Origin of the sequence: Sphingomonas pruni NBRC 15498, assembly GCF_001598455.1 — a bacterium.
Taxonomy (GTDB): Bacteria; Pseudomonadota; Alphaproteobacteria; order Sphingomonadales; family Sphingomonadaceae; genus Sphingomonas; species Sphingomonas pruni.
Window position 1 is genome coordinate 1 of sequence record NZ_BCYZ01000043.1, and the last position, 12132, is coordinate 12132.

General features: G+C 65.3%; 13 protein-coding genes. 7 read left to right on the forward strand and 6 right to left on the reverse strand.

Translation table 11 applies throughout. The features are described 5' to 3' along the window. Positions 1–103: 103 nt before the first annotated feature. On the reverse strand, positions 104–475 hold the full coding sequence (locus tag SPR01S_RS13220) for a dihydroneopterin aldolase (RefSeq protein ID WP_066590315.1): 372 nt from the start codon (positions 473–475) through the stop codon (positions 104–106). A gap of 224 nt (positions 476–699) precedes the next feature. Here SPR01S_RS13220 and SPR01S_RS13225 point away from each other — a divergent pair, with 224 nt between their 5' ends. From SPR01S_RS13225 to SPR01S_RS13240, 4 genes are all read left to right on the forward strand, one after another. Beyond that, the gene (locus tag SPR01S_RS13225; RefSeq protein ID WP_066590316.1) at positions 700–1212 is read left to right on the forward strand and encodes a GNAT family N-acetyltransferase; all 513 of its coding nucleotides are present in this window, start codon (positions 700–702) and stop codon (positions 1210–1212) included. Positions 1213–1331: 119 nt separating this feature from the next. Continuing rightward, a complete protein-coding gene (locus tag SPR01S_RS13230) occupies positions 1332–1898 on the forward strand; it encodes a DUF1285 domain-containing protein (protein WP_066590317.1) in 567 nt (188 codons plus the stop codon). After that, positions 1895–2488 (forward strand): CoA pyrophosphatase, encoded by a 594-nt coding sequence (locus SPR01S_RS13235; RefSeq protein WP_066590318.1) that lies wholly within the window; start codon positions 1895–1897, stop codon positions 2486–2488. The genes SPR01S_RS13230 and SPR01S_RS13235 overlap by 4 nt, the downstream gene beginning before the upstream one ends. Then, positions 2485–3675, forward strand: a complete 1191-nt coding sequence (locus SPR01S_RS13240; protein WP_439646735.1) for a CCA tRNA nucleotidyltransferase — start codon at positions 2485–2487, stop codon at positions 3673–3675. The genes SPR01S_RS13235 and SPR01S_RS13240 overlap by 4 nt, the downstream gene beginning before the upstream one ends. A gap of 30 nt (positions 3676–3705) precedes the next feature. Here the strand turns inward: SPR01S_RS13240 and SPR01S_RS13245 are convergent, their stop codons facing one another. The 3 genes from SPR01S_RS13245 to SPR01S_RS13255 all read right to left on the reverse strand — a co-directional run bounded on the left by SPR01S_RS13245 (position 3706) and on the right by SPR01S_RS13255 (position 9601). Further along, positions 3706–5376, reverse strand: a complete 1671-nt coding sequence (locus SPR01S_RS13245) for a putative bifunctional diguanylate cyclase/phosphodiesterase (RefSeq protein WP_439646736.1) — start codon at positions 5374–5376, stop codon at positions 3706–3708. Positions 5377–5509: 133 nt separating this feature from the next. Further along, positions 5510–7759 carry a DNA topoisomerase IV subunit A gene (parC, locus tag SPR01S_RS13250; protein WP_066590320.1) on the reverse strand — a complete coding sequence of 750 codons (2250 nt, stop codon included), beginning with the start codon at positions 7757–7759 and terminating at the stop codon, positions 5510–5512. Between the two features lie 75 nt (positions 7760–7834). Then, on the reverse strand, positions 7835–9601 hold the full coding sequence (locus SPR01S_RS13255; protein WP_066590321.1) for a chloride channel protein: 1767 nt from the start codon (positions 9599–9601) through the stop codon (positions 7835–7837). Between the two features lie 75 nt (positions 9602–9676). Here SPR01S_RS13255 and SPR01S_RS13260 point away from each other — a divergent pair, with 75 nt between their 5' ends. The 3 genes from SPR01S_RS13260 to SPR01S_RS13270 are packed head-to-tail and all read left to right on the forward strand — an operon-like array spanning position 9677 to position 10651. Further along, complete coding sequence (locus SPR01S_RS13260; RefSeq protein WP_066590322.1) at positions 9677–10087, forward strand: MarR family winged helix-turn-helix transcriptional regulator; 411 nt, start codon at positions 9677–9679, stop codon at positions 10085–10087. Between the two features lie 54 nt (positions 10088–10141). Continuing rightward, positions 10142–10450, forward strand: coding sequence for a hypothetical protein (locus tag SPR01S_RS13265; protein WP_066590323.1), 309 nt, complete (start codon positions 10142–10144; stop codon positions 10448–10450). Continuing rightward, positions 10451–10651, forward strand: coding sequence for a hypothetical protein (locus tag SPR01S_RS13270; RefSeq protein ID WP_066590324.1), 201 nt, complete (start codon positions 10451–10453; stop codon positions 10649–10651). 131 nt (positions 10652–10782) lie between these two features. Here SPR01S_RS13270 and SPR01S_RS13275 read toward each other — a convergent pair whose 3' ends face one another. Both SPR01S_RS13275 and gcvA read right to left on the reverse strand, forming a co-directional pair. After that, positions 10783–11097 carry a hypothetical protein gene (locus tag SPR01S_RS13275; protein ID WP_066590325.1) on the reverse strand — a complete coding sequence of 105 codons (315 nt, stop codon included), beginning with the start codon at positions 11095–11097 and terminating at the stop codon, positions 10783–10785. A 125-nt stretch (positions 11098–11222) separates the two neighbouring features. After that, positions 11223–12119, reverse strand: a complete 897-nt coding sequence (gene gcvA / locus SPR01S_RS13280) for a transcriptional regulator GcvA (RefSeq protein ID WP_066590326.1) — start codon at positions 12117–12119, stop codon at positions 11223–11225. Positions 12120–12132: the final 13 nt, after the last annotated feature.

The window sequence follows — 12132 nt, forward strand, 5'->3', positions numbered from 1 at the left end:
TTAGAGCGAAGTGCCTGATTTCTGAATCAGGCGCTCCGCCCTAACCATTTTTGATCGCACCGCTTTTTGCGGAAAACCGGTACCCACTTTTCCGCGCGGTGCGCTAGCGGCGGTGGCGGACCAAGGTGATCCCGATCGATTCGCCGCCTTCGGAAATCGCCAGCTTGACGATCTTCACCGCGACGCGGGCGACGCGCTTGTCCTGGAGGAACAATGTTTCGCAGATGTGATCGGCGACGCCTTCTATCAGCGTGAAGTGAACGCCGTCGGGCAGCGATCTGGTCGCGGCGTGTTTCAAATCGAGATAATTTTTCGACAGGGAAAGCGGCGATTCGGGAGCGAATCGGCCCGGCAGGTCGAGATCGACCGTGATCGAGATGCGCAACGGCTGGGGAAGATGCGTTTCCTCGGAATAGATGCCGGTCAGCACCATTACCTCGATATCGTGCACTTCCAGTTGCAGGCGGTCTTCCAAGTCGCGGATCCATTTAACTTGGTTTCAGCAAGCTGAAACGGTTGCGGCGGCGCCGGCACAGCACCGCCGAACGCAACATTGGAGCGCGCCCCTGCCCTTCCCGACGCCGGCGATCAACCCCTTGCGGTGCCGCGGCCCGCGCATTCGTCTTGTATTCAGCCGGGATGCCGATAAAGCGCCCGCCCCCGGGCGTGGTGCCCGTGCGTTCGAGGAGATTCCGCCAAGTGACCGATTTCGTGCCGATCAACGCCGTCGATCCCGCCGCCGTCGAGGCGCTGCTGGACCGCGCGTTCGGCCGAGACCGTCACGGCCGGACTGCCTATCGCCTGCGCGAGGGCATGGATCCAATTGCCGAGCTCAGCTTCGCGGCGATCGAGGACGGCGCGCTCGTCGGCACGATCCAATGCTGGCCGATCGCGCTCCGTGGCGACGACGGCAGTCTTCACCCGCTCGTCCTGGTCGGGCCGGTCGCGGTGGAACCCTCGCGTCAACGCGGCGGGCTGGGCAAGGAACTGGTCCACCAGGCGCTCGATGCCGCACTCGAACTCGATCTCGACAGTGCGATGATGCTGATCGGCGATCCGGAATATTATGGCCGCTTCTGGGGATTTTCGGCCGCAGCGACCGCCGGGTGGCGCCTGCCGGGGCCGGTGGAAGCGCATAGACTGCTCGCACGCGGGCCAAACGTGCCCGCGATCGCGGGAGAATTGGGGCCGCGCGTCGGCGCCGTGGTCTGACGCAGCGGGAGCGGCTATTGCCGCTCCCCGTCCGAATGTGGTGACGACCGGGCGCGAGTCATGAGTCGGCTGCCGCTGAAGGTTGCGGCCCGCCACCGCCTGGCCTAGCGATCATTTGCATGCCGATGGCCCCGCTTCCCGATCTCGCCAGCCTGTCGCTTGCCGACGTCGCGCGGCTCGTCGCCGAGAAGCGCCTGCCTCCGGTCGAGCAATGGAATCCCAGCCATTGCGGCAATAGCGACATGCGGATCGCGCGCGACGGGACGTGGTTCCACATGGGCTCGCCGATCGGCCGGCAGGAAATGGTACGCTTGTTCGCGACCATTCTGCGCCGCGAACCCGATGGCGGTTACGTGCTGGTCACGCCGGTCGAGAAGCTCGATATCGAGGTCGAGGATGCGCCGTTCGTCGCGGTCGAGATGAAGGCCGAAGGCGAAGGCCGCGACGCCGCGCTCGCCTTTCGCCTCAATACCGGCGAACTGGTCGCCGCCGATGCGGATCACGCCCTGCGATTCGAGCAAGGCGAGGACGGACCACGCCCTTATCTCCACGTTCGCGGCGGGTTGGAGGCGCTGGTCGCACGATCGGTCTATTACGATATCGCCGAGCGCGCGTTGTCTGGCGACGACGATCCGCCGGGCGTGTGGAGCAATGGCGCCTTCTTCGCGCTGGAGGCCAGCGCATGACGACGCTCGCCGAGCGGCTGCGCGTTGCGCTCGACCATGTCCATGAACCCGAATTGCTCCCTGGCGATCATCCCGGCGTCGCGACCAATGGCGTACGCATGCCGGCGGCCGTGCTGGTTGCGGTGACCGACCGGTCCGAGCCTGGGCTGATCCTGACCCAGCGCACCGAAAGCCTGCGCCGCCATGCCGGTCAGGTTGCCTTCCCCGGGGGCCGGATCGATCCTGGCGATGTCGACGCGGCCGCCGCGGCGTTGCGCGAGGCGGAGGAGGAAATCGCCCTGCCCCGCGCCGCCGTCACCTTGATCGGCGAGGCGGACCGTTACGTGACGGTCACCGGCTTCGAAGTGATTCCGGTGGTCGGTGTGATCCCGCCCGATCTCGATTATCGTCCCAACGAGGCCGAAGTCGCCGACGTGTTCGAGGTCCCGCTCGCCTTCGTGCTCGATCCCGCCAACCAGCTTCGCGCCAGCGCCGAGTGGCAGGGCCGAACGCGCTATTTCTACGAAATCCGCTGGGGCGAACGCCGCATCTGGGGAGCGACGGCGGCCATGCTGGTCAATCTGTCACGGCGGTTGCGATGGGCGGCATGACCTTCCTTCCGCCCGCGGACTGGCGAAATCGTCACGGCCTGGCCCGGCTGGTGTCCGTGTTGGGCGCCGGGAATGCGCGGATTGTCGGCGGAGCGGTGCGCGACACCCTGTTGGGAATCGAAACGTCGGACATCGACATCGCAACGCCTCACGATCCTCGGGCGGTGATCGATCTGCTCGAAGCGGCCGGCATCAAGGCGGTTCCGACCGGTATCGACCATGGCACCATCACCGCGGTGTCGAGCGACGAGGTGTATGAGGTCACTACCTTGCGCCGCGACGTCACTACCGACGGCCGGCGCGCGACGGTGGCGTTTACCGACGATTGGCGCGAGGATGCGGCACGCCGCGATTTCACGATCAATGCGCTCTATGCCGATCCGCAGACCGGCGAGATCCACGATTATTTCGGCGGCATCGCCGATCTCGAAGCGCGCCACGTTCGCTTCATCGGCGACCCTTATCGCCGCATCGCCGAGGATCATCTGCGCATCCTGCGCTTCTTTCGCTTCCTCGCGCGGTTCGGCGACATTGCCGACCCGGACGGGTTGCAGGCCTGTACCGAGCGCGCCAACGACCTGATGGCGCTTTCGCGCGAACGCATCGCCAACGAATTGCTGCGCCTGCTCGTGGCGCCGCGCGCGGTCGAAATCGTCGCGCTGATGATCGCGCGCGGCGTATTGGTTCCCGTCTTGCCCGAAATCGCCGATGTCGTGCATCTCGCCGATCTGGCGAGACGAGAAGCCGATGCGGGGATCGCGCCCGATCCGATCCGCCGGCTAGCCGCGTTGTTGCCCGCCGATCCTGTCGTCGCGGCGAGCGTCGGCGCGCGGCTGAAGCTCTCCAACAAGCAACGCCAACGGCTGGAAAGCGCGACGCTACCGGTCGATGCCGACCCGCACGCGCTGGCCTATCGGTTAGGCACCGAGCTCGCCATCGACCGGCTGTTGCTGTCGGGCGGCGATGCCGCCGCGATAAGCGACTGGCCGCGTCCGAAGCTGCCAATGTCGGGCGGCCAACTGGTCGCCAAGGGGCTGAAAGCCGGACCCGATGTGGCGAAGACTTTGCGGGCTATCGAGGATCGTTGGATCGCAGAGCAATTCCCCGACGTCGCGCGCGTCGCGACGATCACCGATGAAGAGGTCGCTCAGAGTCTGTTTGAAAACTCGCGAAAGAGCGAGTTTTGAGGCCGCACCAGCGCGTTTTCAAACAGACTCTCACGCCCTGGACGCGATGAGATAGTCGTAGGCTTCGTCGGCTTCGAGCGGCTTGGCGTAGACGAATCCCTGGCCATAGGTGCAACCCAAGGCCGCCAAGGTCTGGGCCAGTTCGTTGGTTTCGATCCCTTCCGCGGTGGTTTCCTTGCCAAGCGCCTGGGCCAGGCTGAGGATCGCGCGGACGATCGCCACCTTGTCGCGGTCGGCGAGCATTCCGGTGACGAAACTGCGGTCCATCTTGAGCACGTCGATCGGCAGTTTCTGGAGATAGGCCAGGTTCGAATAGCCCGTGCCGAAATCGTCCATCGCCAGGGTCGCGCCCAGGCTCTTGAGCTGATGCATGGTCTCGGCGACACGCTCCGGATCGGAAATCAGCGCGCTTTCGGTCAGTTCGAGCGTGAAGCGGCTGCCGGCCAGCCGATTGCGCTGCAGCGCGCCTTCGACGACCGGTGCGATGTCGTCGCGCTGCAGCTGGATTGCGGACAAATTGACCGCGACGCGCACGTCACTGTCGCCGCCGGCGCGAATATCCCAGGACCGCAGTGTCCGCGCGGCCTCGTCGATCGCCCAGCGACCGAGCGGAACGATCAGCCCCGATTCCTCGGCGACCGGAATGAAATCCGCCGGCGAATGTTCGTGACCATGCTCATCGGTCCAGCGGGCGAGCGATTCGAACGCTACGACCCGTCCGGTCGCGAGGTCGCAGATCGGATGATAGGTCAGCCGCATCGCGCCATTCTCGATCGCGCGCCGCAGCTCCGTTTCGATCCCGAATTGCTCACGCGCGATGTCGAGCGCCTGGGTCTGATAATATTCGGCCTGGCCGGAAGTCTTGGAGCGTTTGACCGCAAAATGAGCGTGGCGGATCAGGTCTTCGGAATCCTCCACGGCGTCCGATCCGAAGGCAATGCCGATCGAGCAGGACACGCGGATCTCGAAATCCGACATGCGGAATGGCGTTGCCAGTGTGTCCTGGATCCGACGGACGACCTGTTCCGCCTCGGCTTCGCTCTCTTCGAGCGCGAGCAGGATACCAAATTCGTCGCCGCCGGTTCGCGCCAGCATGTCCGACGCCCGCAACGCGCCCTTGAGGCGGCGCGCCAGCGTGATGAGCAATTCGTCGCCGGCCATCGATCCCAGGCAGGCGTTGACCCGGCTGAACCGGTCGAGATCGATGATCAACACCGCATAGCGCGCGCCGCTGCCTTCAGCGATCCGTTCCTCGAGCGATTCGCTGAAGCCGCTGCGATTGGGCAGGCCGGTCAGGCTGTCGGTGATCATCTCGCGGCGCAGATTGCGCGCGGTCCGTAATTCGCCGGTATGGTCGACCAGGGTGACGAAGCAATAAGACGAGGCTGGCGAACGTCGCGCCAGGGTGACGCGGAAATGACGGCAATCGACCGCGTCGCCGAATTCCCAGGCAAAATCTTCTTGCCCCGTTTCGCCCGAGAGAAAAGCGCCGATGCGCTGGCCCAGCGCGTCGAGCAACGGGGATTCGCGCCCGACATTGCCCAGCCCCGCGACGCGGAACGCACGATTGACGGCGCCGACGACAATGTCGCCATTCGGTTGGCCGACCAGCGCCAGGGGCACCGGGATCAGCTCAATGGACGTCGCGATCCGTTCGATCTCATCGGGGCGCAATGCCGCCGCCGCCAAGTCAGCGGGCACGGTTTTAGCGACCTTCGCGCGAGACAGTCCGAGCGCCATCGCAACCCGCTTACGGCGGATTGGTTAAGGCGCACTGAAGCGTCCCCGGCTTTCAGTAACTTGCACGCTGCCCGCAATGCGGCGGGCATAGCTGTCAGAACCGATTGTCGCGTGGGAATCCGGTCGGCGGCATTCGACCGGCGGCACCGCGCGCGGTACGCCACGGCTGCAAGTCGGTTTCGGTCCGCGTCCGGCCACTTTCGCCGCCCATCGCCCAACTCAGTCCTTCGGCGAATTTGAAGGTGATCGCATCCGACAGCCCGCCGTCGCGATAGCGCTGCAACTGCACGCCCTGCCCCTTGGCCAGTTCGGCGACTTCCGACAAGGGAAAGACCAGCATCTTGCGGTTGTCGCCGATCGCCGCGACATAATCGTCCTCCCCGGCGATCGGCCGGACGATCTTGAGCTTGGCGCCGGCGCGCGGCGTCACCACCGCCTTGCCCTTGCGCGTCTCGGCGATCGCGTCGGTCGCCTTGAGCACGAAGCCGCGTCCATCGGACGCCGCGACCAGCAATTTCTCGGCTTCGCTCGCGCGCAACAACGCCGCGATCCCGACCTCGCCGTCGAGGTCGATCATCAGCCGCACCGGTTCGCCGAAGCCGCGCCCGCCGGGAAGCTTGTCGGCGGCGAGCGTGTAGAAGCGTCCCGTTTCGGCGGCGAGCAGCAACTTATCGGTGGTCTGCGCATGGAACGCGAAGCGCGGACCGTCGCCTTCCTTGAACTTCATCGCGTCGGCGGAGGCGAGCTCGACATGCCCCTTCATCGCCCGGATCCAGCCGCGCTGGGACAGGATCACGGTGATCGGCTCGCGCTCGATCATCGCCTCCAGCGGGATCTCGCGCGCCGGCGCCGCTTCCTCGATCAACGTGCGGCGACGGCCGAGCGCGGTCTCGGGGCCATAGCGGTCGCGCACCTTGCCGAGATCGCGCTTCAGGCGCGTGCGCTGGCGGGCGTCGCTCGACAACAATAGTTCGAGTTCGCCCTTCTCTTTCTCGAGCCCCTCGCGCTCCTTGCGCAGTTCCATTTCCTCGAGCTTGCGCAAGCTGCGCAACCGCATGTTGAGGATGGCTTCGGCCTGGCGGTCGGTTAGCTCGAACTCGGCGATCATCACCGGCTTGGGTTCGTCCTCGGTGCGGATGATCTCGATCACGCGGTCGAGGTTGAGATAGGCGATGATATAGCCGTCGAGCAGTTCGAGCCGATCGGCAATCTTGTCGAGCCGGTGCTGCGAGCGGCGGCGCAACACGATGAATTGGTGGTCGATCCAGGATTGCAGCGCTTCCTTGAGGCTCATCACGCGCGGCGTCCGCGTCGCGTCGAGCACGTTCAAGTTGAGCGGGATGCGCGTTTCGAGATCGGACAGCCGATACAGGCTTTCGGTCAGCGTATCAGAATCGACCGTGCGGCTGCGCGGCTCGAGTACGATCCGCAAATCCTCGGCGGATTCGTCGCGCACATCGGCCAGGATCGGCAGGCGCTTGTCGTTGACCAGATCGGCGATGCCCTCGATCAACTTGCCCTTGGACACGCCGTAAGGGATTTCGGTCACGACGAGGTGCCAGCCGCCGCCCTTTTCGTTGACGCGCTCGATCTTGGCGCGCGTGCGGAACGAGCCGCGACCGGTCGCATAGGCTTCCGCGATCGCCGCCGGGCTGTCGACGATGGCGCCCCCGGTCGGCAAATCGGGGCCCTTCACGTAATCGAGCACGTTGGCGTTCGGATTGTCGATCAGCGCGATCGACGCATCGAGCAACTCGGCGGCATTGTGCGGCGGAATACTTGTCGCCATGCCAACCGCGATCCCGGCCGCGCCATTGGCGAGCAGATTGGGGAACGCGCCCGGCATCAGCTCGGGTTCCTGGTCCTCGCCATTATAGGTCGGCCGATAGCCGACGGCATCCTCGTCGAGCCCGTCCATCAGGTCGGTCGCTACCTGAGTCAGCCGCGCTTCGGTGTAACGGTAGGCTGCGGCGTTATCGCCATCGATATTGCCGAAATTGCCCTGGCCGTCGACGAGCGGGTAGCGCAGCGAGAAATCCTGCGCGAGGCGGACCATCGCGTCATAGACCGAGGCATCGCCATGCGGATGATATTTGCCGATGACGTCGCCGACCACGCGCGCCGACTTCTTGTAGGCGCTGTTGGGATCCATCTTGAGCGTCCGCATCGCCCAGAGCAGGCGGCGATGCACCGGCTTCAGCCCGTCACGGACGTCGGGCAACGACCGCGCAGTGATCGTCGACAGCGCATAGACCAGGTAGCGTTCGCTGAGCGCGCTATCGAACGGTGCGTCGAGCACGCCCACTTCGGGATTCTCGGGGAGGTCGGTCGTCTCTGATGCCATCCGAAAGCGGTTAGAGCCTATTTGCCCGGGAGGAAATATCGGGAACGAAGAAGGTGTGGATCACCCCGCCACGCCTCAGCCGGACGCCCCGCCCCGCTCGCGCTCGAATTCCGCGCGCCGGCGCTCGCCACGTGCCTTGAGCAGATCGTGGCGTGACAGGATGCCGACGACCTTGCCGGTGTCCGGATCGACGATGGGGACGCGGCCGATTCCGGTTTCGACCATCAGGTCGGCGACCTCTCCGATCGGCGAGTGACGATAGGCCATCGGTTGCGAGGCGTCGGACAATTCCTCGGCGAGCGGCGTATCGTCCCGACCGCGCTCGGCCTGCCAGCGCAAGGCGTCGGAGCGCGACACCAACCCGAGCAGCCGGTCGTCCTTCCCCACCACCGGGTACGAACGGTGCATCGCATGATCGGCGAAGAAAGCGACGACGTCGCGGATCGGCATGTCGCCCGGCAACGTCTCGGGTTGGGGCGTCATGACCTGCTCGGCCTGGAGGAAATCGAGCGGATCGACCGTATATTCCTGCAGGATGTGACGCCCGCGGCGCGCGATCTTCTCGGTCAGAATCGAGCGGCGCATGATCAGCACGCTGACCGCATAGGCCCCGACCGACGCCGCGGTCATCGCCGGCAGATCGGTGAAATGCCCGGTCACCTCGACCGCGAAGAAGGCGCCGGTCAGCGGCGCGCGCATCGCACCGCTCATGATCCCGGCCATCCCCGCCATCGCCCAGAAGCCGGCCGGTCCGGGCAGGAATTGGCCGAGCGCTACCCCGAGCGCTCCGCCGAGGATCAACAACGGCGCGAGCACGCCCCCCGACGTCCCGGATCCCAGCGCGATCAGCCAGACGATCGCTTTCACCACGAGCAAGGCGAGCACGACGCGCAAGGTCATCGATCCGTCGAGCAAGGCCTGAATATTCGAATAGCCGGCACCGAGGACATGCGCGTCGATCAGGCCGCCCAGCCCGACGACGATTCCGCCGAGCGCGGGCCACCAGAACCAATGCACCGGCAGGCGGTGGAACAGATCCTCGACCTTATACAGCGCGACCGACAATAACGCCGCCTCGAACCCCGCCAGGATTCCGGTAATGAGCGATCCGGACGCCGCCTGCCACCAGTCGAGCGCCACCGCCGGAAACGGGAAGAGCGCGCCCGAACCGAGCAGCATCGGACGGCAGGCGAACGACACCAGCACCGCGGTCACCACCGGCACGAAGCTGCGCGGTTTCCACTCGAACAACAACACCTCGATCGCCAGCAGGATCGCCGCCAAGGGCGTGCCGAAAATGCCGGTCATGCCGGCAGCGGCGCCCGCCACCAGGAGCGTCTTGCGTTCGGCCGCGCTCAGCCGGAAACGCTGCGCGAACAACGACCCGATCGCGCCGCCGGTCATGATGATCGGCCCCTCGGCGCCGAACGGACCACCGCTGCCGATCGAGATCGCCGAGGACAATGGTTTGAGCAACGCGACCTTCAGCGACAATCGGCTTTCACCATAAAGGATCGCCTCGATCGCTTCGGGGATGCCATGCCCCTTGATCTTCTCCGACCCGAACCGTGCCATCAGCCCAATCAGCAACCCACCGATCGCGGGGATCGCCACCGTCAGCAGGCCGAGATGCGCGCTGGTGATATCCGTCGGGCTTGCCGACAATCGGCCGAACCAGAACAGATTGGTCGCAATCGCGATCAAACGAATCAACAGCCATGCGCCCAGCGCGGCGCCGATCCCGACCGGGATAGCCGCGGCGGTCAGCATGATCATGCGCAGATCCGCGCTGTGATCGCCGAGCGGACGCGCCTTGTCGGCGGACGTGAAATGGAGTGACATGGCGTCCTGTTTTTGTAGGGAAACGCCGCGCAACTATATCGCGGCGCGACATAGTTCAATCGAGGATGACGAAACATGCCGAGCGGCCACGAATTGACCGACGCCGAATATGCCGCGTTGGCCGATTTTCGCCGTACCTTGCGCCAGTTCCAGGCGTTCAGCGAAGAGCGGGCAGCCGATTTCGGCCTGACGCCCCAACAGCATCAGGTGCTGCTGACCATTCGCGGCGCGGCATCGCGTCCGGTCAGCATCGGCTATGTCGCCGAACGGCTGTTCGTGAAGCCGCACAGTGCGTCGGGGCTCATCTTGCGGCTGGAAACGCTGGGCCTGATCGCGCGCCGGCCATCGCCGCATGACGGCCGCCAGGCCTTGTTGGAACTGACGCCAAAGGCGCGCGAGATCCTCGAACGCCTATCGGCGGTGCATCGCGACGAGATCGTCCGGATGCGGCCGACGCTGAAACAATTGCTCGACACGATCGCCTGATGGCATCCTTGATTTGTATCGTAATACGATATAAATTCCGATCAGGAGGATAGGATGCGGATCTTGCTGGTGATCGCCGAATCGATAGGCCTGATCGTCGGCAGCGTCGCCGCTGCGATCCTGCTGTGCTGGTTCCTGTGGCACGCGTTCCGGCTGATCCGCCACCCCGCCTGGGGCCCTCCGATCGTCGTCGTGCCCGTCATCTTGTGGGCGGCCAATATGCTGCCCCGCAGCGACTTCCTGCGCATGACCTTGGTATTCGCGCTGCTGGCCGCCATTCCCTTCTGGGTCGAAGGCCGCGCCTGGCGCGTGGCGTGGATCGAACGGCAACGCCGGGACGTCGACGATCTCCTGAGCAGCTGAATGTTCGTGCAAGCTCCGCCGCTTTACCCCGTGCTTGCCGCTTGCATCGCCCAGGATCGTGCGCCGCGACCGGACGAACTGGAATACGTTACGCAACGGATCATGCGCGAAGGATCGATCGGTGTGCCCGGCGCGCGTGTGGATCGCCGCATGGCGGCCCGCGTCGCGCACACCGCACTGATTGGCGCACCGAAAAACTGACGACCGATGGGAGTTCCGCGGATCGCAATCCCCCTCCCACTTGTGGGAGGGTTAGGGGAGGGAGTGTCGAGCGATCGATGACCAGGAACAGGCCCTCCCCCAGCCCCTCCCGCAAGCGGGAGGGGAGATTACTACCATTTGATCTGGTTGCTGGACGGCGCTTTCCATTGATTGCTCGACGGAGACTTCAACTGCGTGCTGACCGGGCCTTCGCCCTTGATCTGGGTGCTCGAGGGCGACTTCCACTGATTACTCGCCGGCGCCTGCACCTTGAGTTGCTCGCTCTTGATCTGGGTGCTGTCCGGCTTGTCCAGCCCGATCAGGACGCCTTGCGTCTCGCCCGTCGGTACGCCGGGCTGCTTTTGCGCCGCGGCATCGGTTACGCCCAGCGACAGGCCCAGCATCGATACCGCCGCCGCCAGCGCAGGTTTCACGAGATCGGCCATGCCATCCTCCCTGCAAGGCGAGAGCGCACTCCGGGAGCGGAGAGCGGCTCTCGACCCTCGGAGAGATAGGCCGCCCGGTCCCGACCGTATTGGCGGAATGCGACATGCACCCCGGAGCGACGCGGTCAGACCGGACTCGGCATATCGCGTGCGAGTTCGTCGAGCAGCCATTCCCGGAAACGGCGGATCTTGGCGACGCCGCGCCGCGCTTCGGGATAGCATAGCCAATAGGCATAACCGCGGGTCGAGACCTGATCGAACGGCCGCACCAATCGTCCTTCGGCCAAGTCGTTGCGCCAGAAAAAGGGCGTCAGCATCGCCATTCCCTGCCCCGCCATCGCGGCATGGCCCTCATGCGCCTGGCTGTCGAGGCGGACGCCGACGCGTGGCGGGCCCTCCGGGACTTCGACTCCCGCCTCGCGCAGCCAGAACGGCCACCACGGATCGTGCGGGCTGATCTGCGGAATGCGCAGCATGTCCTCGACCGTGAACGGCCCGTGTCGTCGCAGGAATCCGGGCGAGCACATCGGCGTGAAGTCGATCCGCACAAGCAGTTCCTCGTGCAAGCCGTCCCATCCGCCCAGGCCGGCGCGGATGGCGACATCGACATCGTCGCTGACGAAGTCAGCCAGCGCATCGCTGGTCAGCAGGCGCACCGCCATTTCCGGATGGTTCATCTGGAAACTGCCGAGCCGCCACGCGAGCCAGGTATTGGCGAAGGTGTTCGAGGTCGACACGGTCAGCACCGCCGCGTCGTCGGCGCGGATTGCGCCGAATGCGGCGTCCATCGCGTCGAAGGCGCGGGTGATCTGAGGAGCCGCCTTGCGGCCCGCATCGGTTAGCACCACGCGCCGCTTTTCGCGGCGGAACAAAGGCGCACCGAGCCGTTCCTCGAGCAACTTGACCTGATAGCTTACCGCCGCCTGGGTCATGCCGAGCTCATTCGCGGCCGCAGTAAAATTCTCGTGCCTCGCGGCGGCTTCGAATACGCGAACGGCGGCAAGGGGCGGCAGGCGGCGCATGGCGACTTGATAA

Bases quoted from the DNA above. Each gene is read 5' to 3' on its own strand.
- SPR01S_RS13230 (WP_066590317.1), top strand. From the start codon at position 1,332: ATGCCGATGGCCCCGCTTCCCGATCTCGCCAGCCTGTCGCTTGCCGAC.
- SPR01S_RS13235 (WP_066590318.1), top strand. From the start codon at position 1,895: ATGACGACGCTCGCCGAGCGGCTGCGCGTTGCGCTCGACCATGTCCAT.
- SPR01S_RS13240 (WP_439646735.1), top strand. From the start codon at position 2,485: ATGACCTTCCTTCCGCCCGCGGACTGGCGAAATCGTCACGGCCTGGCC.
- parC (WP_066590320.1), bottom strand. From the start codon at position 7,759: ATGGCATCAGAGACGACCGACCTCCCCGAGAATCCCGAAGTGGGCGTG.
- SPR01S_RS13255 (WP_066590321.1), bottom strand. From the start codon at position 9,601: ATGTCACTCCATTTCACGTCCGCCGACAAGGCGCGTCCGCTCGGCGAT.
- SPR01S_RS13260 (WP_066590322.1), top strand. From the start codon at position 9,677: ATGCCGAGCGGCCACGAATTGACCGACGCCGAATATGCCGCGTTGGCC.
- SPR01S_RS13265 (WP_066590323.1), top strand. From the start codon at position 10,142: ATGCGGATCTTGCTGGTGATCGCCGAATCGATAGGCCTGATCGTCGGC.
- SPR01S_RS13270 (WP_066590324.1), top strand. From the start codon at position 10,451: ATGTTCGTGCAAGCTCCGCCGCTTTACCCCGTGCTTGCCGCTTGCATC.
- SPR01S_RS13275 (WP_066590325.1), bottom strand. From the start codon at position 11,097: ATGGCCGATCTCGTGAAACCTGCGCTGGCGGCGGCGGTATCGATGCTG.
- gcvA (WP_066590326.1), bottom strand. From the start codon at position 12,119: ATGCGCCGCCTGCCGCCCCTTGCCGCCGTTCGCGTATTCGAAGCCGCC.